Origin of the sequence: Thalassovita taeanensis, assembly GCF_900110775.1 — a bacterium.
GTDB lineage: Bacteria > Pseudomonadota > Alphaproteobacteria > Rhodobacterales > Rhodobacteraceae > Litorimicrobium > Litorimicrobium taeanense.
Genome location: NZ_FOEP01000006.1, coordinates 141,763 through 164,980 on the forward strand (window position 1 = coordinate 141,763; position 23,218 = coordinate 164,980).

A 23,218-nucleotide genomic window follows, 5' to 3' on the forward strand; every position below is an offset into this window, starting at 1 on the left:
TTCCCCTGAGGTTGGAATTTTTTCCCGACTGCACTGATATCGCGTATAGATCAAGTGATGTCACTTGCTGTCGCGCGATTCAGATCGGAACATTATTCCGATTTGAAGTGAAAGCCGAAACATATCGACCCATGCGAATAGGCAATTTAAAGCAAGCGGCCCGCCGCAGAAGCGACGGGCCGGGCTTTGATCCTTATTTGCGCGATAGTTGCGCTGCGTGGCCTCAGCGACCGCGAATGCGCGGGTCCAGCGCATCCCGCAGGCCGTCGCCAAGATAGTTCACGCTCAGCACTGTCAGGCTGATCGCGACACCGGGCCAGAACACCCGCTCGGGGTATTGCTGCAGGTAGTCGGTGGCGTCGAACAGCAACCGACCCCAGGTCGGGAAATCGGGCGGAAACCCAAGGCCAAGAAACGACAGCGCGCTTTCGGTGATGATCGCGTTGGCGATGCCTAATGTGGCCGACACCATGATCGGTGACATCACGTTTGGCAGGATATGCCGCAGGATCATGTTGACGTTGTTGGTCCCGATCGAGCGGGCAGCCAGCACAAACTCACGCTCTTTCAGCGCCAGCACATCACCGCGCACGATCCGCGCGGTGGGCATCCAGCTGGTCAGCCCGATGGCGCCGACAATTAGGATGAAAATCCCGGTTTCCGGTCCAAACGCGGTATTCAGCGGCTCGCGGAACAGCAAGACCATGACCAGCAGCAAGGGCAACAGCGGCAGCGCCAGAAACAGATCGGTCAGCCGCATCAACAGCCCGTCGAGCCGTTTGAAATAGCCCGAGACGACGCCGACCAAGCTGCCCAGAAACAGCGCCAGCAGCATCGCCGTAATCCCGACCGAAACCGAAGTCTGACCACCGGCCATCATCCGCGCCAGCGTATCGCGGCCCAGTTGATCGGTCCCAAGAGGGTGGGCAAAGCTTGCTCCCTGATTGCGCGACCGGATGTCGATATAGGTGGCATCATAGGGCCAGACCAGCGGCCCGATAAAGACAACCGCCACGATCAGCAGGAAGATCACGCCGCCCATGACCGCACCTTTGTGGGTCTTGAACTGATCCCACACATCGCGCCACTGGCTGCGCGGCGCGCGGTCTGGGATGGGGTTTGACAGCTCAGTCATAGCGGATCCTCGGGTCCAGGATGCCATAGAGCACATCCGCGATCAGGTTGAAAAGTACGATCAGCACAGCAAAGATGAAGGTCAGGGTCTGCACCATCGGCAAGTCATTGGCCTGAATCGCTCCGATCAGCAGCTGCCCGATCCCGTTCACCTTGAACACCTGCTCGGTAATGATCGCGCCGCCAAAGATGGCCGGAACGCCAAGCGCAATCACCGTGACCACCGGGATCATCGAGTTGCGCAAAACATGCACCAGAACCACGGTGCTTTCGCTCAGCCCCTTGGCGCGGGCGGTGCGCACGTAATCCTGATTGAGGTTGTCCAACATCGACGCCCGCATGAACCGGCTCAACTGCGCCGTGGTTTGCAGCGCCAGAACCATCACCGGCATCACCATTTGCCTGAGCTGGGTAACAAACGTATCCCAATCCACGACCTTATGGGTGGTGTCATAAATCGACGGCAGCCATCCCAGCTGAACCGAGAAGATAATGATGACGAAGACACCGGAAAAGAAGGGGGGGACCGAAAACCCGATCATCGACACGAACGTACCGACCTGATCAAATACCGAATATTGGCGATAGGCCGAGTAGATACCGATTGGCAAAGCAATCAGAACACCAACCACATAGGACATGCCAACGACCCATAGGGTCTGCGGCATGCGCTGCACCACGATGTCCATCACCGGGCTGCGGGTCTGCCACGATAGCACGCGCAGCTTGCCCTCGGACAGGGCAGTGCCGAACAGGTTGTCGATCAGCACCTGCGGCTCGATCCAGAAGAACTGCACCAGCCATTTGAAAAAGCGGATATGGACAGGTTGTCCCAGCCCCAGCGCCTCGCGCATGCGTTCCTTGACCTCGGGCGGCACGGTCAGCGGGACCTGTGCCATCGGGTCACCGGGGGCAAGTTCGAGAAGCAGAAAAATCACGAGACTGATGAACAACAGCGTCGGGACGGCCAGAACCAATCGACGGATGGTAAAGGTCAGCATGAGCGGTGCCTTTGCGGCTTGATCTTATTTGAGAGCGGGCGGCGGAAACCCGCATACGGAAATGCCCCGGCCAAATATGGCCGGGGCACAAGGACTTGCAGCTTACTTGATGCGATACCAGTCAGCCGCGTTCCACAGTTCGCTGTCCCAAGTGTTCAGAACCACACCACCAAGGCTGTTGGCATGGGCCGAGACACGACCACGGTCCACCAGCGGTACCACGACATAGCTGTCTTTGGTCAGCATCTCGTTGAGCCGGATGGCGATTTCGCCACGTTTGCTCAACTCACCTGTGCGGCCCAGCTCTGCTACCAGCTTGTCGTATTCCGGGTCACAGAAACGGTTGATGTTCTCACCCTGCCACTGGCTTTCCGGCTTGGGAGCCTTCTCGCAGGTGTGCTGTGCCAGATAGGCTTCGGGGTCGGTGCCATCGAAGTTGTTGGCATACATTTCCACGTCAGCAAAGAACTTCTGGAACGTATCGGGCGACCCGGGATCACCACCAAAATAGACCGAGCCAGAGATGTTGCGCAGCTCGGTTTCAACACCGATTTCGCCCCACCACTGTTTGATCAGAGCCTGGAAATCCTGACGCACGGCATTGGTCGAGGTTTGGAACAGCAGCGACAGTTTCTTGCCATCCTTTTCGCGGATGCCACCAGCGCCGACTTTCCAGCCAGCCTCGTCCAGCAGCGCCTTGGCGCCGTCGATATCCTGCGTCAAGCAATCTGTATTGGGCGACGCATAAATTGCCGGTGCGGGTACCAGATTACAGGTCGGGCGACCCGCCTTCCCGTAACCGATTTCCACCAGAAGGTCGCGATCAATCGCCATCGACAGCGCTTTACGCACCTTCATGTCGGACAGGATCGGGTGCGGATGCTTGGCCGTGCCACGCTCGCCATCCGGCAGCGAAGGCGAAGGATCGGTCATGTTCATCTCGATCCGCTCCACCAGCGAACCGAAGCCCGCGACGGTCTTGCCTTTGCCGGCCTCTTCCATCTTGGCGATGACGTCGGGGGCAAGTTGCAGGTTCCAGGCATAGTCAAACTCGCCGGTTTCCAGAACCGAGCGACCCGCAGCTGTGGCATCGCCGCCACCTTTGAAGGTCAGCGTGGCGAAGGCAGGCTTGGCCGGATCGCGGTAGTTGGGGTTCGCCACCATCGAGATCACGTCATTCGGGCGGAACTCGGTCACGACAAACGGGCCGGTGCCGATCGGGCCAAAGTTGGCGTCGGTGCATTCCGGGGCCTTGGCGCCTGTGCAGTTCTCAAACTGCGCCTTCTGAAGGATCGGCGACTGCCCACCCATGAAGGGGCCGTAAGGGTTGGGTTTGGCTTCCGAGAAGTGCACGACGACGGTCAGATCATCCGGCGTGTCGATGCTTTCGACGCCTTCGAATTTCGCCAGCTGCGCGCAGCCGCCTTCGGGGTGCATGCAGTAGTCGGCAGTGAATTTCACGTCAGCCGAGGTGACAGGTGTGCCATCGGACCACAGCAGGCCGGACTTCAGCTTCCAGGTGATGGATTTCAGATCCTCTGCCACGCCGCCGTTTTCAACGGTGGGGATGCCTTCGGCCAGATAGGGGACCAGACCACCGGTCTGGTCGTAGCGGCCAAGCGGCTCCACCACGAGGGATCCGGATTCGATGTCTTTTGTGCCGCTGGACAGATAAGGGTTCAAAATCGAGGGGGCCTGCCAGTAAATAATGTTCACATGGCCGTCTGCACCCCGTTCAGCGAAAGCAGCCGGGGCCATGGCGGCCACGGCGACTGCGCCGAGCATAAGGGACTTCAGTTTCATTTCTCTCTCCTAGTTGGACACATCAGTGTCTCGATTACCCGCTATCAGATGCGGGATGGCCCGCTGTGCAAGCGGGTGTGATTCTGTCCGCGAGTAAAGTCAGTATGCACGATTACCGACCTTGAACATTGGCATTTTTGCCATTCGTTGCCCCGCGACTGGGCGCATCTCAAACCGGATGGTCAAAAAATGCAAGTGCTGCGGTGCCTGACCCGAGGGGAGCGAACTTAGGCGTTTGACACTGGTCACGGCCTGTCTGTAGCGTCGGGGTCACAAAGGTTTCACAGACAGGAATGGCACCATGCTGGATCATCCGATCGCCACGATCGAGAACCTGCGCGTTGAATTTCAGACAAAAGACGGTCCCGTCGTTGGGGTCGAAGATGTCTCGTTCACCGTAAACCCGGGCGAAACCGTCTGTATTGTCGGCGAATCCGGGTCGGGAAAATCGGTCTCAAGCCTGTCATTGATGCGCTTGGTTGAATTCGGAGGCGGTCAAATTTCAGGCGGTCGCCTAATTTTTGATCGAAAAGGCGGCGAGCAGATTGATTTGGCCAAAACCGATCAGGCGCTGATGCGCACGATCCGGGGCAATGAGATCGGGATGATTTTTCAAGAGCCGATGACGGCGTTGAACCCGGTGTTTACCGTGGGGCGGCAGCTGACTGAGGGGCTGCGGGTGCACAAAGGCTTGAGCAAGGACGAGGCGACGGCCCGCGCGCTGGAGCTGCTGCGTCAGGTACGTATTCCCGAACCCGAACGCCGGTTGAAGCAATATCCGCACGAGTTGTCGGGCGGGATGCGTCAGCGAGTGGTGATCGCCATGGCACTGGCCTGCGAGCCGCGTTTGCTGATTGCGGACGAACCGACCACAGCGCTGGATGTGACCATTCAGGCGGAAATTCTGGCACTGATGGACCGGTTGAAGCGTGAAACCGGTACAGCAGTGATGTTCATCACCCATGATATGGCCGTGGTGGCGCAGATGGCCGACCGCGTGGTGGTGATGTTCCGCGGCAATAAGGTTGAAGAAGGCACCGTCGAAGAGATTTTCGAAAATCCGCAGCACGATTACACTAAGGCGTTGCTGGCCGCCGTGCCCAAGCTGGGCGAAATGACCGGCAAGCCGTTTCCCGAACCGATGCGCCTTTTGGGGCAAAAGGCCAGCGACGTTGTGGCAATCCAAGGCAGTGATGTGCCGTTGCTGACGGTCAAAAACCTCGTGACCCGGTTCCCGGTCAAGGGCGGTCTGTTGCGCCGCACCGTGGCGAATGTGCACGCGGTCGAGGATCTGTCCTTCACGTTGAACAAAGGCCGCACGTTGTCTTTGGTGGGGGAGTCGGGATGTGGTAAATCCACCGCCGGGCGATCAATCCTGCGGTTGGTTGAACCGATGTCGGGCACGATTGATCTGGATGGCAAGGATATCATGGCGCTGGATGCGGGCGGGCTGCGAGACGCGCGGCTGGATATGCAGATGGTGTTTCAGGACCCGTTTGCCAGCCTGAACCCGCAGATGCAGTTGCTGGATCAGGTGGCCGAGCCGATGCGCAACTATGGCACCCACAAGGGCAGCGCCCTGCAGGATCGCGTGGCAACGCTGTTTGACCGGGTAGAACTGCCGCGCAGTTTCATGCGGCGCTATCCGCACGAATTGTCGGGTGGTCAGCGACAGCGGGTGGCGATTGCGCGGGCCTTGGCGTTGAACCCCAAACTAATCATCGCCGACGAGGCCGTTTCGGCACTGGATGTCAGCGTTCAGGCGCAGGTGCTGAACCTGATGATGGAGCTTCAGGCCGAACTGGGCATATCGTTCCTGTTCATCAGCCACGATATGGCGGTGGTCGAACGCGTCAGCCATGACGTGGGCGTGATGTATCTGGGCCGGATCGTTGAAATGGGCCCGCGGCAAGCGGTGTTCGAAAACCCGCAGCACCCCTATACACAGGCGTTGATGAAGGCGGTGCCAATTGCCGACCCGCGTCGCCGCAAATCCGAGCTTGATTTGAATTTCAAACCGATCCCGTCGCCGATCCATCCTGTGGGATATGAGGCCGCGCCTTCGAAATACACCGAAGTGACCCCCGGCCATTTCATCCTGACAACCGACAGCGGATATTGAGGCCCCAAAATGCAAGCGCGTCTAACGCCCTATGAAATCATGGAAAAGCTTGTCGCTTTTCCAACCGTCAGCCGTGACAGCAACCTGCCTCTGATCGACTGGGTCGAGGAATATCTTAACAGCCACGGCATCACCGGGCACCGCTACTATAACGAGGACAACGACAAGGCTGCACTGTTTGCGCATGTCGGCCCCGAGGTCGAAGGAGGCATCGTTCTGTCGGGCCATACCGATGTGGTGCCGGTCGATGGCCAACCCTGGGCCAGCGATCCGTTCACCGTGGTTGAACGCGATGGAAAATATTACGGGCGCGGTTGTTGCGACATGAAGGGGTTTGACGCGCTGGCGATCTGGACCCTGATCGAGGCGAAAGACATGGGGCTGACCCGGCCGCTGCAATTGGCGCTCAGCTTTGACGAAGAAATCGGCTGTACCGGCGCCCCGCCGCTGATCGAGCGGATGTTGGAAACGCTGCCCAAGGCCAGCGCCGTGATCGTCGGCGAACCCTCGATGATGAAAGCCGTGACCGCGCATAAGGGCGGGCGGGCGTTTTGGGTGCACATGCACGGATTCGAGGTGCACAGCTCGCTCATGCACACGGGCGTCAATGCGATCATGTATGGGGCCAAGCTGATTGAATGGGCCAATCAGGTGAATGCTGAAAATACGGCCCGTCCGCCCAGCAAAGTGGCCAGCTTGTTCGAACCGCCTTGGACCACGGTGCATGTCGGACAGATCCATGGCGGCACGGCACACAACATCACCGCCAAAGACTGCGAGTTCGGCGTCGATTTTCGTATTCTGGCCGACGAAGACCCCGAAATGTGGCGGGCGCTGTTTCTGGCCAAAGTGGCCGAGGTCGAGGCCGAAATGCAGGCGGTTGTGCCGGAAACCCGGATCGAGATCACCGAGAAATTCGGCCTGCCGGGGCTGAAGCCCGAAACTCAGGGCGAAGCCGAGACGATTGTGCGCGCAATTACTGGCGACAACGGTTCGCATGTGGTTAGCTATGGTACGGAAGCTGGTCATTTTCAGGATCGCGGATATTCCGCCGTGATCTGCGGGCCGGGTGATATTGCACAGGCACATCAGCCTGATGAATTTATTACGGTCGCGCAATTCAACGCGGGCCATGCATTTATGAAGCGTCTGTTGGGGACGCTCTGAAAGGGTAGCGTTATGCCGATCAAGAACCGTTTTGCCGAATTGCTGGGCGAGATTACCGCCTGGCGGCGCGATATTCATGCCCATCCCGAGCTGTTGTTCGACACCCATCGAACCAGCGCTTTGGTGGCAGAAAAGCTGAAAGAATTTGGCTGTGACGAGGTGACAACCGGTATCGGGCGCACCGGCGTGGTGGGCGTGATCAAAGGCAAGACGACGCATTCCGGCAAGGTGATCGGGCTCCGCGCCGATATGGATGCGCTGCCTATTCTCGAGGCAACAGGTCTGGACTATGCCAGCAAAACCCCCGGGGCGATGCATGCATGCGGCCACGATGGTCACACGGCGATGTTGCTGGGCGCTGCCAAGTATCTCGCCGAGACCCGCAATTTCGACGGCACCGTGGTGGTGATCTTTCAGCCCGCCGAAGAGGGCGGCGGCGGCGGACGCGAAATGGTCAATGACGGTCTGATGGATCGGTGGAATATCCAGGAAGTTTACGGCATGCACAACATGCCCGGTTTGCCGGTGGGCGAATTTGCAATTCGTCCCGGTGCGCTTCTGGCCTCGGCTGATGAATTTGACATCACGGTTGTGGGCAAGGGCGGTCACGCGGCGCAGCCGCATGATGCGATCGACACGACGCTGGTCGCCAGCCATATCGTGGTCGCGCTGCAATCCATTGCCAGCCGCAACGTGGACCCGCTGAAGCAGGTAGTGGTTTCCGTCTGCACCTTCCGCACCGAAACCGACTCCTATAATGTCATCCCGCAGACGGTTCTGCTGCGCGGCACAGTGCGCGCGCTGGACCCGGATGTGCGCGATCTGGCCGAAGGCCGTGTGATGGCAATTGCCGGAGCTACCGCCGAAGCGTTCGGCGCACGGGCCGAGGTCAACTATCAGCGCGGCTACCCAGTTACTGTCAATACGCCGGAGAACACCGAATTCGCCGCCGATGTGGCCGAGGCCGTTGCAGGCCATGTGATCCGCGATGTGTCGCCCTTGATGGCGGGCGAGGATTTTTCCTTCATGCTGGAGGAACGGCCGGGGGCGTATATGATGCTGGGGAATGGCGACGGCGCCATGGTCCATCATCCCGAATATAATTTCAACGATGAGGCAATTCCCGCTGGCTGCAGCTGGTTTGCGGAACTGGTCGAACGCCGAATGAAATCGGCCTGACCAACAGAAAGGAAGACACATGCCGGTCAAGAACCGCTTTGCCGAGTTGCAGGATGAAATCACCGTTTGGCGACGGGATATGCACGAAAATCCCGAGATCCTGTTCGAAACCCACCGCACCAGCGCCATGGTGGCCGAAAAGCTGACGGAGTTCGGGTGTGACGAGGTCGTCACCGGCATCGGGCGCACCGGGGTTGTGGGCGTGATCAAGGGCAAATCCGACCGTTCCGGCAAGGTGATCGGGCTGCGCGCCGATATGGATGCGCTGCCTATTCTCGAGGCAACAGGTCTGGACTATGCCAGCAAAACACCCGGCGCGATGCATGCATGCGGCCACGATGGCCACACGGCGATGTTGCTGGGCGCTGCCAAGTATCTGGCCGAGACCCGGAATTTCGACGGCACCGTGGTGGTGATCTTTCAGCCCGCCGAAGAGGGCGGCGGCGGCGGCAAGGAGATGTGCGACGACGGGATGATGGACCGTTGGAACATTCAGGAAGTGTACGGTATGCACAACTGGCCGGGCCGCCCGGTTGGCAGTTTCTCGATCCGCCCAGGATCATTTTTTGCCGCAACTGACCAGTTCGAGATTGATGTCGAAGGTCTGGGCGGGCATGCGGCCAAGCCGCATGAAACCATCGACAGCACGGTTGTGACCAGCCATCTGGTTCTGGCGCTGCAAACCATTGCCAGTCGCAATGCCGATCCGGTCGAGCAGATCGTGGTTTCTGTCACCTCGTTCGAGACGTCCTCGACCGCGTTCAACGTCATTCCGCAGCGGGCCAAGATCAAGGGCACCGTTCGCACGATGAGCAAAGAGATGCGCGAGTTGGCCGAAACCCGGATCCCCGCGATTGCCGAGGGCGTGGCGGCGACATTCGGGGCCACGGTGACCGTGAATTATTACAAAGGCTATCCGGTGATGGTGAACCACGAGGAACAGACCGAGTTCGCCGCCGAAGTGGCGCGCGCCGTCAGCGGTGGTTGCGATGAGGCACCTTTGGTAATGGGCGGCGAAGATTTCGCCTTCATGCTGGAGGAGCGACCCGGTGCCTATATCCTTGTGGGCAACGGCGATACGGCAATGGTGCACCACCCCGAATACAATTTCAACGACGAGGCGATTCCGGCCGGATGCAGCTGGTGGGCAGAGATCGTCGAGCGCCGGATGCCTGCCGCCTGACCCCAAAGACAGGCGCGCGACTAGGCGTCGGGGCGGGCGTTCAGGCGGGCCAGAACCGCGATATCGGCAAACAGCCGATCCGCCCCGGTCTGTGCCTTGTGCAGGAAAGCCCGGATGAGGCGCAGTTCATCTGCGGTGAAATCCATCTGCTCGGGTGGGGTTTGCAGGGTGCTCGCGGATATCATCCGCGAGTCGCCCAGCCCCGCATCGGTCAGCAGCCGTTCGATTTTCGACGCGTTTGAAGTCAGCGCCAGAAATGGCGTTTCGGTCAGCATTGACAGACAAACCGCGTGGAACCGTCCGGTAATGTGCAGCCGGGCGCTGGCGATTTCGCGCAAATAAGCAGCTTCGTCCGGCGCCATGCGAAAGGGCGGAATACGCGTAGGGCATGTGCCGTTATAGATCCGGTACAGCAGCCCTCGTGCCAGCGTGCCAATCAGTGGCAGACGCCAAAGCGCCCCGCCGAGCGTCTTGGTTGGGATCACCCGCGCGTCGGGCAGGCGGGCCGCAGCCTGCGCCAGATGGCGACGCCGATCCAGCCGGACGGAATCACCCACCAGAACGCCGTGACGCGGGCTTGCAGGGATTTCAGCGGGGGCAGACAGGGACAGATCCGGCACCCAGCGGGCCTGATGTCCCGACGCATCGCTGAGCGCTCGGGCGCTGTCGCTGTCGCGCGCGCTCAGCAAAGCAATTTGCGACAGGCGGGCATCCCATTCCGGCGGGTTATCTTCATACAGCGCATTGATCAGCGCGATGGGCGTGGCCCCGCGCGCCGGGTGGGTGGCAATACGCAACAGCTTTTCACCGTCGGCTTTGCCATGATGCAGCGTGCCTTCGCCATTGATCACGATCACATCGGCGCGGGCCAGCGCCGCCAGAAATTCCTTGTCGTGCTCCCAGTCGTTGCGGGCGGGGCTGCGGGCGATCACCTGAACCCCATGGCGCGCCAACCCATCGATCAGCAACCGCACAACCCGCGCGCAGCCGTGGTGATAGCGGGTTGAGGTGTCGTTCATCAGAACGGCTGTCAATTGTTGCTGAGTCATGATCGATCGTCCAGTGCGGCAAGAAGCGGCGCAAGATGTTTCAGAACCGCACGTCGGATATGCGCTTTGTCGGCCATCATCGCCCGGGCGGCGGCCTGCATCGGGACCAGATCCGGGCTGCTAAGCAGGTGCGCAACCGTTTGTCCCAGCGCCGCCGAGCCATCAACTTCAAGCGATCCGCCGCATTTGGCCAGCTCGGCATAGGCCGAAGTGAAATTTTCCACATGCGGTCCGTGCAGAACGGCCCCCCCCACCTGAGCGGGCTCAAACGGATTGTGCCCGCCTTGCGGTCCAAACGATCCGCCCAGAAAAACCAACGGTGCAATAGCATAGAACAGCCCGGTCTCACCCAGCGTATCGGCAAGATAGACCTGCGTTTCGGCCTGCAAAGACTGCTGCGCGGACCGCTGCGCCAGCGTCAGTCCGGCGGCGCGTATTTCGGCGGCAAGGGCCGGGCCGCGCTCGGGGTGGCGCGGGATCAGGATCAGCAGTAGGTCGGGCAGGTGGTTCAGCGCGTGCGCGTGCGCCGCTATCACTTGTTCCTCTTCGCCCGGATGGGTCGAGGCCGCGACCCAAACCGGGCGTGGGCCGATTTGCGCTGCCATTCGCGCCTTTTCGACCGCGTCGACGGGCAGCGGAGAAGCGGCGGATTTCAAATCACCGGTGGTCAGCACCTTATCGAGCGGCAGGCCAAGCGCCAGAATCTGGTCGCGTGTGGCATTGTCCTGCGTGGTAACCCGTTCAAAGCAGGACAACAGTGCCGCCGCCGTGGCGGGGCTGCGGGTCCTGCTGCGTGAGGGGCGGGCGTTGATCAGGGCCAGCGGAATGGCGCGGCGATGGGTTTCAAATACCATCCGGGGCCAAAGATCGCTTTCAACGAAACACGCAAGATCGGGGTGCCAGAGATCCAAAAATTGCCGCACGGCTGCAGGCGTGTCGATGGGCAGGAACTGATGCGTCGCGCCTTTGGGCATCCGAGCCTGCGCCGTGCGCGCGGCAGTGGTGGTGGCGGTGGTAAACAGCAGATGTGCCCCGCTGGCCTGTGCCATGTCCTCGGCCAGGTCCAGCACCGAAATCAGTTCCCCAACCGAGGAGGCGTGCAGCCAGATCAGCGGCCCCTCGGGGCGCGGGACTGACGCTTGGCCGAACCGTTCCGCCAAGCGTTCGGGGGCGGCCCCCTGTCGGATGTGGGCTTTGCGCGCCAGATGGCGCAGCGCAAATGGGAACAGAGCAGTCAGGGCCAGATAGGCGCGCAAAAGCCCGCTCTGGCCGCGCCGGGGCAGGCGGCTCATCCGCCTGTGTGGCTCATGTGGCGCGACATTTTTCCGTCCACTACCTGACGCGAATAGTCGAAGTCATGGCCCTTGGGTTTCAGCCCGATGGCACGGCGTATCGCCTGATCCAGCGCGGTGTCATCCTCTGGGTGATCGCGCAAGAAGGGGCGCAGATCGGCCTTGCCCTCTTGCCCCAGACAGGTGAACAGTTCGCCGGTGCAGGTCAGGCGCACGCGGTTACAGCTTTCGCAGAAATTATGGCTCAGTGGGGTGATCAGGCCGATCTTCTGCCCAGTCTCTTCCAGCCGGATATATCGTGCGGGGCCACCGCTGCGTTCGGTCAGGTCGGTCAGGGTAAACCGCTCGGCCAGCGTGGCACGCAGATCGCGCAAGGGCCAGTATTGCCCCAACCGGTCTTCGTTCCCGATGTCACCCATCGGCATAACCTCAATAAAGGTCAGATCCATGTCGCTGCGCGCGCACCAGTCGGCCAGCGTGAACAGCTCATCCTCGTTGAAGCCTTTGAGAGCCACGGTGTTGATCTTCACCCGCAACCCGGCCTTCTGCGCCGCCTCGATTCCGCGCAGCACCTGCGCCAAGCGGCCCCAGCGGGTGATGTCGGCAAATTTCTTGTCGTCCAGCGTATCCAGTGAAATATTCACCCGCCGGACCCCGGCAGCCGCCAAGTCGCCCGCGAACTTTTCAAGCTGCGATCCGTTGGTGGTCAGTGTCAGCTCTTTCAGCGCGCCGCTGTCCAGGTGCCGTGACATTGAATCGAAAAACGTCATGATCCCGCGCCGCACCAACGGCTCGCCGCCGGTGATGCGCAATTTCTCAACGCCCATACGAATGAAGGCGGAACACATTCGGTCCAGCTCTTCCAGCGTCAGCAGCTCTTTTTTCGGCAGAAACGTCATGTGTTCCGACATGCAGTACACGCAGCGGAAATCACACCGGTCGGTGACCGAGATGCGCAGGTAGGAAATCGCGCGCAGGAAAGGGTCAATCAGGGGCGCTGTCATGGCGCTGACCCTATGCGCGGAGCTTTGCCGCGGCAAGGGCAGATGTGATTGATCACAGCGCATAAAGCGCTTAGCGTGTTCTTATGAACAAGATCGTGATCGCAGTATTGGCGTTGAGTGTGGTGTCGGGATGCGAACAGCTTCCGATCCTGAAAGACAAGCCGTGGCAGCGCAAAACGGCCCCGACAACTCAGGTTGCCGCGCAGCCCGAGGCTGAAGTCGTGGTGCCAACGCCTGAGGTCGCGCCGCCAACGCCCGATGTGGTTACCGCGCCCCCACCCGTATCGAGCGGGTTTCTGGGCAAGACCGTGGCGTCGTTGGGGGATCCGGCGAAAGATGGATTCTGGATCGAAACGCCTTTGGCAATGACCGCAGGCAAGGGCCGGGTACGATATCCGAAATCCGGGCGCGAGGTGAAGGTGGACCTGATCCCGATCACAGGTCCGGCCACCGGCGGTAGTCGGCTGTCACTTGCGGTGATGCGGCTGCTGGACGCGCCGCTGACGGCGCTGCCCGAGGTTGAGGTCTATTCCGACTGACGTTCTTCGTCTTGCGACGTTTGGTCCTGCGGATCCTGCACCTTGGTGTCAGGCGTGTCGTCTGACAGGTATTTCGTCGCTTCCTTGCGGGCGAACGGCTTCATGTGTTTGGCGTTGTTTTGCAGGAAATAGCTGACACGCTCGGGGTCGTGTTTGGACAGGTCGCGCAGCCACCAGGCGACAGATTTCTGGATGAACCATTCCGGGTCCTGCACATAGCGCACCGCCCAGCCCAGCACCCGTTTGCGAATTTCCAGTTCGACCGGCTTGGGATGGTTTTGCTTGGTGAAGGGCAGGGTGATCACCATCGCCGCGCGGCGGGTCCAGTGGCTGTCCGACTTTGTCCACTCGTCGACCTGTTCGATCCGCGCAGGGTCGGCCAGAAGCCGTTTTTGCCCCGCCATCATCGCATGATCGGCAATCGCCCAGCTGTCGAAATCCGGCACCCAGCTGACAATCAGATCCCAGACCGCCTGATCGGGGCGGATGCGCGCCTGTGTCAGCAGTTTGGCTGCGGCCAGACGGCCCTCGAAAATGTCGGTCTTCCACAGTGCATCGGCCAGCGCCACGCGCTCATCCACACTCAGGCTTTGCCGCCACGCTTTGGCCAGGTCATTCAGCGCCGGGTTGGGAATGCCCAGATAGGTGCGGGGGACTTTGTGATAGTCGGCCATGCCTGCGGCGCGGCCGGGTTCCACAAGGGCGTTCAGCTGTGCGAGGGCATCTTCGAGGGTCATTCCGGCGTCTCCAGATTATGTGCGATGCCGGTTGGGGCGCCGTCGAGCGTTACTGTGTTCTTCTCAAGCCAATAGGCGCGAAGCCCGTCAGGGCCTTTATCATCCGTCCATTTGGTCAGCGTGTCGCGCGGGCCGGTATGGTCGAACAAGGGCACCGCATAGCCGCAGGACGTTTGCACCATCTCAACCGTCATGTCAAAGACCTGCCGCGCGCCAGAGTGGGGTGGCAGATGGGCACAAAGCTCGGCCCAGTCGGGATCGGTGTGATGCACCGCTCGCGCCGTGCCGTAAGCGCGCAGGATCAGCGGGCGGGCTGTGAACGCGCACCACATCAGCGTCATCCGGTCTGATTGCAGCAGATGCCCTGCGGTCTCATTGCCGCTGCCGGTCAGGTTCAGCCAGATAATGCGATTGGGCGACAGAACGGCCAGACTGTCCATACCTTTGGGTGAGATATTTACCCGGCCCTCTGGCGCGGCAGAACCGGTGAAATAAATGTGCTGCGCTTCGATAAAGGCGCGGTGGTCGTCATGGATATGGTTGAATTGTTTGGCCACGGCTTATTCCATCCACGTCATTCCACAGTTACCGATTTGGCCAGATTGCGCGGCTGATCCACGTCGGTGCCTTTGGCGACAGCCGTGTGATAAGCCAGCAATTGCGCGGGTACCGCATAGAGGATCGGGGTCAGGACCGGATCGACATGGGGCATCACGATGGTCTGCCACGCCTCGCCAGCCGCTTCGGCAGCACCTGCGTCATCGGTGATCAGCATCACCTTGCCGCCGCGCGCCAGAACCTCTTGCATATTGGAGACAGTCTTGTCGAACAGCGTGTCACGCGGGGCCAGAACGACCACCGGCATGATCTTGTCAATCAGCGCGATGGGGCCGTGCTTAAGCTCGCCAGATGCATAAGCTTCGGCGTGAATATAGCTGATTTCTTTCAGTTTCAGCGCGCCTTCGAGTGCCATTGGATACATCAACCCGCGCCCGAGGAACAATACATCCTTGGCTTCGGCCAATTTGTGCGCGGCGCGCGCGATGGCAGAGTTTTGCTCCAATGCGGTGTTCAGCGACGACGGCAAGGCCCGCAGCGCGCTCAGCAGATCGGCCTGCCGTTCAGGCGTGATCGTGCCGCGTTGTTCGGCGGCTTTCAGCGCCAGCATCAGCAATACGGTCAGCTGACAGGTGAACGCCTTGGTCGAGGCCACGCCGATCTCGGTTCCGGCCAGAATGGGCAGGGCCAGATCGCTTTCACGCGCGATCGAACTTTCGGGGACGTTGACAACCGAGATGATCTTGTCGGCCTTGCCCTCGCAATACCGCAGCGCCGCGAGCGTGTCGGCGGTTTCACCGGATTGGCTGACAAACAACGCGACCGTGCCGCCCGGAATCGGCGGCTCACGGTATCGGAATTCCGATGCGATATCGACTTCGACAGGCAAGCGCGCCAACTGTTCAAACCAGTATTTCGCGGTCAGACACGCAAAGAAGGCAGTGCCGCAGGCGACCATGGTCAGCCGGTCGATCTTGGTGAAATCCAGCCCGTCACCGGGAAGCGTGACAGAGTTGCCATCTCCGGACAGATAGTGCCGCACGGCCTCGCCGATCACGCGGGGCTGTTCGGCGATCTCTTTGGCCATGAAGTGCTTGTGCCCGCCCTTGTCCACACGGGCACTGTCGATCTGGATCGTGCGCATTTCGCGGTTGGCCAGTTCATTGTTGGCATCGCGAATCTCGACCGAGTTGCGGGTGATCACCGCCCAGTCGCCCTCGTTCAGATAGGTGACGCGATCCGTCATTGGCGCCAGCGCAATCGCATCAGAGCCGACGAACATCTCGCCATCGCCGTGGCCAATTGCCAGCGGGCTGCCTTTGCGGGCGGCAATCAGCAGGTCGTCCTGACCGTCAAAAAGGAACACCAGCGCGAAGGCACCGTGCAAACGGGCCAATGTCTGGCGGGCGGCCTCGACCGGGGCAGCACCTTGCGACATGTGGTATTGCGTCAGCAAAGCTACGGTTTCGGTGTCCGTCTCAGTCTGAAAGGAAAACCCTTTTTCGCTCAGTTCGGCGCGCAGTTCGCGGAAGTTCTCGATAATACCGTTGTGCACCACGGCAACCGGTCCAGCCTGATGAGGGTGGGCGTTGCACACGGTCGGTGCGCCGTGGGTTGCCCAGCGGGTGTGGCCGATCCCGGCCTTGCCCGGCAGCGGGTCATGCACCAGAAGATCGCTGAGATTCACCAGCTTGCCCACCGCGCGGCGACGGTCCAGGTGGCCATCGTTGATAGTGGCGATCCCGGCGCTGTCATAGCCGCGATATTCCAGCCGCTTCAGCGCCTCAACAAGGATGGGGGCGGCTTCGTGATTGCCCAGAACCCCAACAATACCGCACATTATTCAGCCCCTTTGTCGCGTTTGGCTTTCTTCGCCTTTAACATATCGAATAGTTTTGTCGCCAAGCCCGGCTTGACCTCTTGCTTGGCGCGCGCGATGGCCAGCGCGTCATCCGGCACGTCCGAGGTAATGACAGATCCGCTGCCTGTCATCGCACGGTTGCCGATTTTGACTGGCGCGACCAGCATGGTGTTCGATCCGATGAACGCCCGCGCGCCGATTTCGGTATGGTGTTTCATCACGCCATCATAGTTGCAGGTAATGGTCCCCGCACCGATATTCGTGCCCTCGCCAACATGTGCGTCACCGATATAGCTGAGATGGTTGGCCTTGGCGCCCGCATCCAGCACGGCGTTCTTGATCTCGACGAAGTTGCCCACATGCACATCTTCGGCCAGCTCGGCACCGGGGCGCAGCCGGGCATAGGGACCGACCACGGCGCGCTGGCTGACATGGCAGCCCTCAAGGTGGGAAAATGCACGGATGCGCGCACCGGATTCCACCGTCACTTCGGGGCCAAACACCACGTTGGGCTCAACCACGGTGTCGCGACCAATCACGGTATCATGGGCGAAGAAGACTGTGTCGGGCGCGATCAGCGTCACGCCATCCTCCATCGCCAGTGCACGGGCGCGGGTTTGAAACGCGGTCTCGGCCAAGGCCAGTTCGGCGCGGGAGTTGATGCCCATGGTTTCCGTTTCATCGCAGGTGACAGCGGTGGCCGTCAGGCCCTGCGCGCGGGCCAAGGCCACAATATCGGTCAGGTAGTATTCGCCCGCCGCGTTGTCATTCCCAACCGCGTCGATCAGCGAGAACAGTGTTTCGGAGTCCGCCGCGATCACGCCCGAATTACAGATGGTTATGGCGCGCTCTTGATCCGATGCGTCTTTGAATTCCACGATCCGGTCCAGCGCGTCACCCTGCATCACAAGGCGACCATAGCGACCGGGATCCGCAGCCTCAAAGCCAAGCACAACCACGTCATGGCTGTGCCGTGCCTCGGCCATACGCTCCAGCGTTTCGGGCTGAATGAACGGCGTGTCACCATAGAGCACGATCACGTCGCCCTCAAACCCCGCAAGCGTCGGGCGGGCTTGGGCGACCGCATGCGCGGTACCCAGCTGTTCCTGTTGCAGGACAATTTGCGCCGCTGGATCCCACTCGTGTGCGGCGGCGGTCACCAGATCGGCGCCGTGCCCTGCAACGATGACCATGCGTTCGGGCATCAGCGATGCGCCAGATTTCATCGCATGCACAAGCAAGGGGGCGCCTGCAACGGTGTGCAGTACCTTGGGCAGGTCCGAGTTCATGCGGGTGCCCATGCCTGCGGCAAGGATAACGAGGGCTGTGCTCATGCCGTTTCTCTTTGTATTTACGTTCCGCCCGTTTTATCCGGTTGGGACAAGGGCGCAAGGCTGCCGGGCTTCACTTGTGATTGCGGCATGTGTCAGGAATGCGCGGAATAGCGCCAAAAGAGAGGGCCGTAAATGCGGACGGGAATGCGGACGGTGATTTTCGATCTGGATGGCACACTTGCCGATACCAGTGGCGACCTGATTGCGGCGGCTAATACGTGTTTCCGTCAGATGGGCGCGGGCGACATGCTGAGTGCGGAACAGGATGCGGGCACCGCCCTGCGTGGTGGCAAAGCGATGCTGCGGCTGGGGCTGGAGCGCATGGCGCATGACGATATCGAGGCGCAGATCGAGGTGTATTATCCCCATCTTTTGACGGCTTACGGCACGGCGATCGACGTGCATACCACGCTCTACCCCGGCGCGATGCAGGCGGTACAGGCGCTAAGCACCGCGGGCTACAAAGTGGGGATCTGCACCAACAAACCCGCCGGGCTGGCCGAAACCCTGATGACCCGGCTGGGCGTGCGGCAGGCGTTCGGCTCGCTGGTGGGGGCGGATACGCTGCCGGTGCGCAAGCCTGATCCGGCGCCGCTGCGCGAAGCGGTGTTGCGCGCGGGGGGCGATCCGGCGGCCTCGGTTTTGATTGGGGATACGGCGACGGACCGCAATACGGCGGCCGCGATGGGGGTGCCTTGCATTCTGGTCACCTTCGGCCCCGGCGATCATGATGTCAGGGCATTGGAGCCCGAGGGGCTGATTGGTCATTTTGACGAATTGCCCGGGGTGGTTCAGACGCTGATCGGCTGAAACAGCAGGCTAGTCAGGGCATTCAGCCCGGTCCGGTCCAGCGCGTCAATCGCCGCTTCGATGGCATGTGCACGGGATCGGCCCAGCACTGGATCGGCGTAACGGTGGAATTTCCCGCCCAGCTCGTCCGCCGTGGGCGGGGCGGTGTGATCCCAGCGCGGTTGTATCCAGTCGCCGTGCAGAATGGTGCCGTTGCGCAGCAGCAGATCGACCCGCGCCAGCCGTTTCAGCGGAAAGGCGGCATTGGCGTGGTCGCTTTCAATCAGCACCATACTGTCGGACAGGCGCATAACCTCGGGGTCGGTCAGGGCGCTGTCGGCAATATCGGCGGGGGTGACATCACCGCGCACCATGGCCACGGCGCAGGGGAAGGTCGTGGAATATTGCGCGGCATCGCTGCCATCGGGGCGGCGGGTGGCCAAGCGGATGCTTTCGTGGAACGAGGTAACGTCGATACGCGCGACCATATCAGAGGTCAGATTGTGCGCGCGGCGCAACGCTAGCACGCCTTCGATCGGGGCCTGAGCCCAGCGGCACACCGGATAGGGTTTGTAGTATTGCTCAAGCCCATACCAACGTGTTCCCAGATCGGCCCAATACTGCGGCGCCTGCTCCACAGTCAGTGCAGGCGCTCCGGTAAAGCCCGCTTGGGCAAGCTTGACAGCACTGACCCCAGTCATTGCCCCCCAGCCCGAGCCATCCTTGACCATTGTCGGATAATCAATGCAGCGCATCATCTGGCTGCGCGGTCCGTGATATTCAGCGATGCCAAGCGCGTGGCGAGTTTGCGCGGGGGGCAATGGTAACAGCCGGGCCCCAGCCGCCGCCGCCGTGACCGCCCCCCAACTGCCCGAGGTGTGATACTCTGGCACGGTGCCATGTTGGGCCATCGCAGCGCGGGCACCAAATTCATATCCCATAGCGAGCGTGCTGAGAAACTGCTGCCCGTCGCAGCCGCTTTGCAGGGCCAGCGGCAGGACCGCGGCCAACAGAGGGCAGCCAATATGGCCTTTGGCGGGGTTGAAGCCGTCATGTCCATCCAGACTGTCGATGGTCATGCCTGTGGCAAGGGCCACGCCAGTGGCGCTGGCGGTGCGGGTATCGAACAGCAGCGGCAGATCCCCGGCGAACTGATCTGCCGCATGGGTGCGGATGATCGCAGACAGCCGCGTTCCGGTCGCGGCTGCAGCGACGCCAAGCAGATCAAGCACCGCCAGCTTGGTCTGCGCCTGCACTGCAGTCGGCATGTCCTGCCATGTCAGATCGTGCAGAAAATTGAGGGGGTTTGGTGTGCTCATACCTGCAGCGTGATCCCTTCGTCGCTTGTGTGCCGCGCTATCTGCGACATGGTACAGTATTGTGCGCGACATTGACGGCGGGCGCCGGGCAGATCAGAAATGGCGGTATGACAGAACGATTCACCGGAAGCTTCACCCAGCAAGAGCCGATTCCCGAAGCGGGGATCGAGGCGGCGCTGTCTGTCCTGCGCTCGGGGCGGTTGCATCGCTATAACCTGGTGGGGGAGGACCCCGGCGAGGTGTCCTTGCTGGAGCAGGAGTTTGCCGCCGCTATGGGGGTGAAATACGCTCTGGCCGTGGCCTCGGGCGGGTATGCGCTGGCGACAGCATTGCGTGCGGTCGGCGTCGGGCCGGGTGACCGGGTTCTGACCAACGTATTCACCCTTGCCCCCGTGCCCGGTGCGATTGCCAGTGTTGGTGCCGTGCCGGTATTCGTCGGCGTAACCGAGGGGCTGGTGATTGATCTTGAGGATCTGGCTGCCAAAGCTGATCAAGCCGATGTGCTGTTGCTGAGCCATATGCGCGGGCATCTGTGTGACATGGACCGGCTGATGCAGATTTGCGAAGCCGCAGGCGTGGTCGTGATCGAGGACTGCGCACATACGATGGGCGCACGCTGGCGCGGGCGGTTTTCGGGGACGGATGGGTTGGTTGGATGCTATTCCACCCAGACCTACAAGCACCTGAATTCGGGCGAAGGCGGGCTGCTTGTCACTGATGACGCCGAGGTGATGGCGCGAGCGGTGATGTTGTCGGGGTCGTATATGTTGTACGATCGGCATCTGGCGGCGCCCGCGCCCGAGGTGTTTGAGGCGGTGAAGTACGACACGCCGAATATTTCCGGCCGGATGGATCATTTGCGCGCGGCGATCCTGCGTCCACAGCTGCGCGATCTTGAGACGCAATGCACGCGCTGGAATGATCGCTACCGTGTGGTTGAGGACGGCCTGCGCGGTACGCCCGGCCTGACCATAGTGGAGCGCCCGGCCGAGGAAAGCCCGGTTGGGTCCTCGATTCAGTTTATGTTGTTGGATTGGGCCGAGAGCAAGGTCGCGGACGTGCTGCGACGGTGTCTGGCGCGCGGGGTCGAGCTGAAATGGTTCGGCGGGGCGGAACCCAGTGGGTTTACCAGCCGCTATGACAGCTGGCGCTATGCTCATGCCGAGCGCATGCCCGCCAGCGACCGGGTGCTGAAGGGGATCGTGGATATGCGTCTGCCGCTGACGTTCAGCCTTGAGGATTGCGCCCTGATCGCGCGGATCATCAAGGCCGAAGTCAGTGCGGTGTATCAAGCCGGGTAGGGGCGTAGCGCCCTGACTTTGAAAGCGCACGCGTATCCACGCTTTTCCGCGAGTGTTTTGGTAAGGTGGACCGGTTATTCGGTGGCGCGATACAGCGGCACGGTCGAGATCGAGACTTTGGCCGATCCATTGGTCAGCTCAGCCGCATGGGCCACGTAAATCAGCGTTTGGTTGGCCTCGTCAAAGATGCGTTTGACCCGCAGCGATTTCAGGATGATCGAGCGCGAGGTGTGAAACACGTCTTCGCCGTCTTGGTCGCGCGCGATGTCCCCAATGACGATTGGGCCGGTCTGACGGCAGGCGATCGATGCGTTTGAGGGATCTTCGAACCAGTTGCCTTTGGACAGACGGTCCAGAAGCCCGCGTTCAAAATAGGCGATGTGGCAGGTGACGCCCTGCACCTTGGGGTCCGCAACAGCCTCAATGATAATGTCATTGCCGACCCAGTCCACGCCAACCTCGCCCACCTGCTCGGCGTGCGATGGCTGGGCGGTCAAAGACATTGCAGAGATCAGGCAGATAGAAAACATTCGCATTGGGCTCGTCCTCGGGTCGTTTGGCTCAGTCAACAGATGGTGGTAACCATCACAGATGTGAAGCCCATCATGACGGTTGACGCGACTCATTTCGCATGGCATTTAATGAACAAGCGTTCAATAACGGAAGTGGAGGAGGCTGCCATGTTCAACGCAGTGATGAAGTTCGATCTGGGCGAAGATGTTAACGCGCTGCGCGAGATGGTGCACCGCTGGGCGCAGGAGCGGGTCAAGCCGATGGCGGCGCAGATCGACCTGAGTAACGAATTCCCCAATGAACTGTGGAAAGAGATGGGCGATCTGGGCCTGCTGGGTATCACCGTGCCCGAGGAATTCGGCGGCGCGGGCATGTCGTATCTGGCGCATTGCATTGCTGTTGAAGAGATTGCGCGGGCCTCGGCCTCGGTCTCGCTGTCTTATGGGGCGCATTCCAACCTCTGCGTCAATCAGATCAAGCTGAACGGCACCGACGAGCAGCGGCACAAATATTTGCCCGGCCTGATTAGCGGTGAACATGTCGGCGCTTTGGCGATGTCCGAACCGTCGGCGGGATCCGACGTGGTGTCGATGAAGTTGAAGGCTGAAAAGCGCAACGGATACTATGTGCTGAACGGCAACAAATACTGGATCACAAACGGCCCCGATGCCGACACTCTGGTGGTTTATGCCAAGACAGACATGGACGCGGGCAGCAAAGGCATCACCGCCTTCATTGTTGAAAAGTCGATGAAAGGCTTCTCGACCTCCAACCATTTCGACAAGCTGGGGATGCGCGGGTCGAACACGGCCGAGCTGATCTTCGACGACGTGGAAGTGCCGTTCGAGAATGTGCTGGGCGAAGAAGGCAAAGGCGTGCGGGTTCTGATGTCCGGGCTGGACTACGAGCGTGTCGTGTTGGCGGGCATCGGCACCGGCATCATGGCCGCCTGTCTGGACGAGGTCATGCCCTATATGGCCGAGCGCAAGCAGTTCGGGCAACCGATCGGGAATTTCCAGCTGATGCAGGGCAAGATCGCTGACATGTATACGGCGATGAACTCGGCCCGTGCCTATATCTATGAGGTCGCGCGCAGCTGTGACCGGGGCGAGGTGACGCGCCAGGATGCGGCGGCTTGTGTGCTCTATGCCTCTGAAGAGGCAATGAAAGTTTCGCATCAGGCGGTGCAGGCGATGGGCGGGGCGGGGTATCTGTCAGACAACCCCGTGGGTCGCATCTTCCGCGATGCCAAGCTGATGGAGATCGGGGCCGGTACGTCCGAGATCCGACGGATGCTGGTGGGGCGTGAAATGATGGCGGCGATGGGCTGACC

20 protein-coding genes are annotated in these 23,218 nt (G+C 60.8%); 8 read left to right on the forward strand and 12 right to left on the reverse strand.

What is annotated here, in order from left to right:
* Positions 1 to 223: 223 nt before the first annotated feature.
* The 3 genes from BSF79_RS10380 to BSF79_RS10390 all read right to left on the reverse strand — a co-directional run bounded on the left by BSF79_RS10380 (position 224) and on the right by BSF79_RS10390 (position 3,938).
* Positions 224 to 1,135 carry an ABC transporter permease gene (locus tag BSF79_RS10380; protein ID WP_090269828.1) on the reverse strand — a complete coding sequence of 304 codons (912 nt, stop codon included), beginning with the start codon at positions 1,133 to 1,135 and terminating at the stop codon, positions 224 to 226.
* Entirely contained in the window at positions 1,128 to 2,135 is a 1,008-nt protein-coding gene (locus tag BSF79_RS10385) for an ABC transporter permease (RefSeq protein WP_090269829.1), read from the reverse strand. Before BSF79_RS10385 ends, BSF79_RS10380 begins: the two co-directional genes overlap by 8 nt.
* A gap of 102 nt (positions 2,136 to 2,237) precedes the next feature.
* Entirely contained in the window at positions 2,238 to 3,938 is a 1,701-nt protein-coding gene (locus tag BSF79_RS10390; RefSeq protein ID WP_090269830.1) for a peptide ABC transporter substrate-binding protein, read from the reverse strand.
* Between the two features lie 301 nt (positions 3,939 to 4,239).
* Between BSF79_RS10390 and BSF79_RS10395 the strand changes: the two genes are divergently transcribed.
* From BSF79_RS10395 to BSF79_RS10410, 4 genes are read left to right on the forward strand one after another with little or no spacing between them, the layout of a single operon-like run.
* Positions 4,240 to 6,060 carry an ABC transporter ATP-binding protein gene (locus tag BSF79_RS10395; RefSeq protein WP_090269831.1) on the forward strand — a complete coding sequence of 607 codons (1,821 nt, stop codon included), beginning with the start codon at positions 4,240 to 4,242 and terminating at the stop codon, positions 6,058 to 6,060.
* A 9-nt stretch (positions 6,061 to 6,069) separates the two neighbouring features.
* A complete protein-coding gene (gene argE / locus BSF79_RS10400) occupies positions 6,070 to 7,227 on the forward strand; it encodes an acetylornithine deacetylase (RefSeq protein WP_090269832.1) in 1,158 nt (385 codons plus the stop codon).
* A gap of 12 nt (positions 7,228 to 7,239) precedes the next feature.
* Positions 7,240 to 8,406, forward strand: a complete 1,167-nt coding sequence (locus BSF79_RS10405; protein ID WP_090269833.1) for a M20 aminoacylase family protein — start codon at positions 7,240 to 7,242, stop codon at positions 8,404 to 8,406.
* A 19-nt stretch (positions 8,407 to 8,425) separates the two neighbouring features.
* On the forward strand, positions 8,426 to 9,589 hold the full coding sequence (locus tag BSF79_RS10410; RefSeq protein WP_090269834.1) for a M20 aminoacylase family protein: 1,164 nt from the start codon (positions 8,426 to 8,428) through the stop codon (positions 9,587 to 9,589).
* Between the two features lie 20 nt (positions 9,590 to 9,609).
* Here the strand turns inward: BSF79_RS10410 and BSF79_RS10415 are convergent, their stop codons facing one another.
* From BSF79_RS10415 to moaA, 3 genes are read right to left on the reverse strand one after another with little or no spacing between them, the layout of a single operon-like run.
* Positions 9,610 to 10,608, reverse strand: coding sequence for a polysaccharide pyruvyl transferase family protein (locus tag BSF79_RS10415; RefSeq protein WP_175545305.1), 999 nt, complete (start codon positions 10,606 to 10,608; stop codon positions 9,610 to 9,612).
* A 26-nt stretch (positions 10,609 to 10,634) separates the two neighbouring features.
* A complete protein-coding gene (locus tag BSF79_RS10420) occupies positions 10,635 to 11,930 on the reverse strand; it encodes a 3-deoxy-D-manno-octulosonic acid transferase (RefSeq protein WP_090269836.1) in 1,296 nt (431 codons plus the stop codon).
* Positions 11,927 to 12,934, reverse strand: coding sequence for a GTP 3',8-cyclase MoaA (moaA, locus tag BSF79_RS10425; protein ID WP_217650056.1), 1,008 nt, complete (start codon positions 12,932 to 12,934; stop codon positions 11,927 to 11,929). Before moaA ends, BSF79_RS10420 begins: the two co-directional genes overlap by 4 nt.
* An 83-nt stretch (positions 12,935 to 13,017) precedes the next feature.
* Between moaA and BSF79_RS10430 the strand changes: the two genes are divergently transcribed.
* The gene (locus BSF79_RS10430; protein ID WP_090269838.1) at positions 13,018 to 13,473 is read left to right on the forward strand and encodes a hypothetical protein; all 456 of its coding nucleotides are present in this window, start codon (positions 13,018 to 13,020) and stop codon (positions 13,471 to 13,473) included.
* Here the strand turns inward: BSF79_RS10430 and BSF79_RS10435 are convergent.
* The 4 genes from BSF79_RS10435 to glmU are packed head-to-tail and all read right to left on the reverse strand — an operon-like array spanning position 13,461 to position 17,963.
* Positions 13,461 to 14,210 carry a DNA alkylation repair protein gene (locus BSF79_RS10435; protein WP_090269839.1) on the reverse strand — a complete coding sequence of 250 codons (750 nt, stop codon included), beginning with the start codon at positions 14,208 to 14,210 and terminating at the stop codon, positions 13,461 to 13,463. The two genes, BSF79_RS10430 and BSF79_RS10435, sit on opposite strands and share 13 nt — an antisense overlap.
* Positions 14,207 to 14,767 (reverse strand): pyridoxamine 5'-phosphate oxidase family protein, encoded by a 561-nt coding sequence (locus BSF79_RS10440; protein ID WP_090269840.1) that lies wholly within the window; start codon positions 14,765 to 14,767, stop codon positions 14,207 to 14,209. The genes BSF79_RS10435 and BSF79_RS10440 overlap by 4 nt, the downstream gene beginning before the upstream one ends.
* Before the next feature lie 17 nt (positions 14,768 to 14,784).
* Entirely contained in the window at positions 14,785 to 16,608 is a 1,824-nt protein-coding gene (gene glmS / locus BSF79_RS10445) for a glutamine--fructose-6-phosphate transaminase (isomerizing) (protein WP_090269841.1), read from the reverse strand.
* Positions 16,608 to 17,963, reverse strand: a complete 1,356-nt coding sequence (glmU, locus tag BSF79_RS10450) for a bifunctional UDP-N-acetylglucosamine diphosphorylase/glucosamine-1-phosphate N-acetyltransferase GlmU (protein WP_090269842.1) — start codon at positions 17,961 to 17,963, stop codon at positions 16,608 to 16,610. Before glmU ends, glmS begins: the two co-directional genes overlap by 1 nt.
* A 144-nt stretch (positions 17,964 to 18,107) precedes the next feature.
* Here glmU and BSF79_RS10455 point away from each other — a divergent pair, with 144 nt between their 5' ends.
* A complete protein-coding gene (locus BSF79_RS10455; RefSeq protein WP_090269843.1) occupies positions 18,108 to 18,773 on the forward strand; it encodes an HAD hydrolase-like protein in 666 nt (221 codons plus the stop codon).
* Here BSF79_RS10455 and BSF79_RS10460 read toward each other — a convergent pair.
* The gene (locus BSF79_RS10460) at positions 18,755 to 20,071 is read right to left on the reverse strand and encodes an MmgE/PrpD family protein (RefSeq protein WP_090269844.1); all 1,317 of its coding nucleotides are present in this window, start codon (positions 20,069 to 20,071) and stop codon (positions 18,755 to 18,757) included. The genes BSF79_RS10455 and BSF79_RS10460 overlap by 19 nt on opposite strands.
* 107 nt (positions 20,072 to 20,178) lie before the next feature.
* Between BSF79_RS10460 and BSF79_RS10465 the strand changes: the two genes are divergently transcribed.
* Positions 20,179 to 21,372: a DegT/DnrJ/EryC1/StrS family aminotransferase gene (locus BSF79_RS10465; RefSeq protein WP_090269845.1), complete on the forward strand. Its 1,194-nt coding sequence runs from the start codon at positions 20,179 to 20,181 to the stop codon at positions 21,370 to 21,372.
* A 74-nt stretch (positions 21,373 to 21,446) separates the two neighbouring features.
* Here the strand turns inward: BSF79_RS10465 and BSF79_RS10470 are convergent, their stop codons facing one another.
* Complete coding sequence (locus tag BSF79_RS10470; protein WP_090269846.1) at positions 21,447 to 21,908, reverse strand: CreA family protein; 462 nt, start codon at positions 21,906 to 21,908, stop codon at positions 21,447 to 21,449.
* 144 nt (positions 21,909 to 22,052) lie between these two features.
* On the opposite strand from BSF79_RS10470, the gene BSF79_RS10475 reads away from it, so the two are divergent.
* Positions 22,053 to 23,216: an isovaleryl-CoA dehydrogenase gene (locus tag BSF79_RS10475; RefSeq protein ID WP_090269922.1), complete on the forward strand. Its 1,164-nt coding sequence runs from the start codon at positions 22,053 to 22,055 to the stop codon at positions 23,214 to 23,216.
* Positions 23,217 to 23,218: the final 2 nt, after the last annotated feature.

Bases quoted from the DNA above. Each gene is read 5' to 3' on its own strand.
- BSF79_RS10380 (WP_090269828.1), bottom strand. From the start codon at position 1,135: ATGACTGAGCTGTCAAACCCCATCCCAGACCGCGCGCCGCGCAGCCAG.
- BSF79_RS10385 (WP_090269829.1), bottom strand. From the start codon at position 2,135: ATGCTGACCTTTACCATCCGTCGATTGGTTCTGGCCGTCCCGACGCTG.
- BSF79_RS10390 (WP_090269830.1), bottom strand. From the start codon at position 3,938: ATGAAACTGAAGTCCCTTATGCTCGGCGCAGTCGCCGTGGCCGCCATG.
- BSF79_RS10395 (WP_090269831.1), top strand. From the start codon at position 4,240: ATGCTGGATCATCCGATCGCCACGATCGAGAACCTGCGCGTTGAATTT.
- argE (WP_090269832.1), top strand. From the start codon at position 6,070: ATGCAAGCGCGTCTAACGCCCTATGAAATCATGGAAAAGCTTGTCGCT.
- BSF79_RS10405 (WP_090269833.1), top strand. From the start codon at position 7,240: ATGCCGATCAAGAACCGTTTTGCCGAATTGCTGGGCGAGATTACCGCC.
- BSF79_RS10410 (WP_090269834.1), top strand. From the start codon at position 8,426: ATGCCGGTCAAGAACCGCTTTGCCGAGTTGCAGGATGAAATCACCGTT.
- BSF79_RS10415 (WP_175545305.1), bottom strand. From the start codon at position 10,608: ATGAACGACACCTCAACCCGCTATCACCACGGCTGCGCGCGGGTTGTG.
- BSF79_RS10420 (WP_090269836.1), bottom strand. From the start codon at position 11,930: ATGAGCCGCCTGCCCCGGCGCGGCCAGAGCGGGCTTTTGCGCGCCTAT.
- moaA (WP_217650056.1), bottom strand. From the start codon at position 12,934: ATGACAGCGCCCCTGATTGACCCTTTCCTGCGCGCGATTTCCTACCTG.
- BSF79_RS10430 (WP_090269838.1), top strand. From the start codon at position 13,018: ATGAACAAGATCGTGATCGCAGTATTGGCGTTGAGTGTGGTGTCGGGA.
- BSF79_RS10435 (WP_090269839.1), bottom strand. From the start codon at position 14,210: ATGACCCTCGAAGATGCCCTCGCACAGCTGAACGCCCTTGTGGAACCC.
- glmS (WP_090269841.1), bottom strand. From the start codon at position 16,608: ATGTGCGGTATTGTTGGGGTTCTGGGCAATCACGAAGCCGCCCCCATC.
- glmU (WP_090269842.1), bottom strand. From the start codon at position 17,963: ATGAGCACAGCCCTCGTTATCCTTGCCGCAGGCATGGGCACCCGCATG.
- BSF79_RS10455 (WP_090269843.1), top strand. From the start codon at position 18,108: ATGCGGACGGTGATTTTCGATCTGGATGGCACACTTGCCGATACCAGT.
- BSF79_RS10460 (WP_090269844.1), bottom strand. From the start codon at position 20,071: ATGAGCACACCAAACCCCCTCAATTTTCTGCACGATCTGACATGGCAG.
- BSF79_RS10465 (WP_090269845.1), top strand. From the start codon at position 20,179: ATGACAGAACGATTCACCGGAAGCTTCACCCAGCAAGAGCCGATTCCC.
- BSF79_RS10470 (WP_090269846.1), bottom strand. From the start codon at position 21,908: ATGCGAATGTTTTCTATCTGCCTGATCTCTGCAATGTCTTTGACCGCC.
- BSF79_RS10475 (WP_090269922.1), top strand. From the start codon at position 22,053: ATGTTCAACGCAGTGATGAAGTTCGATCTGGGCGAAGATGTTAACGCG.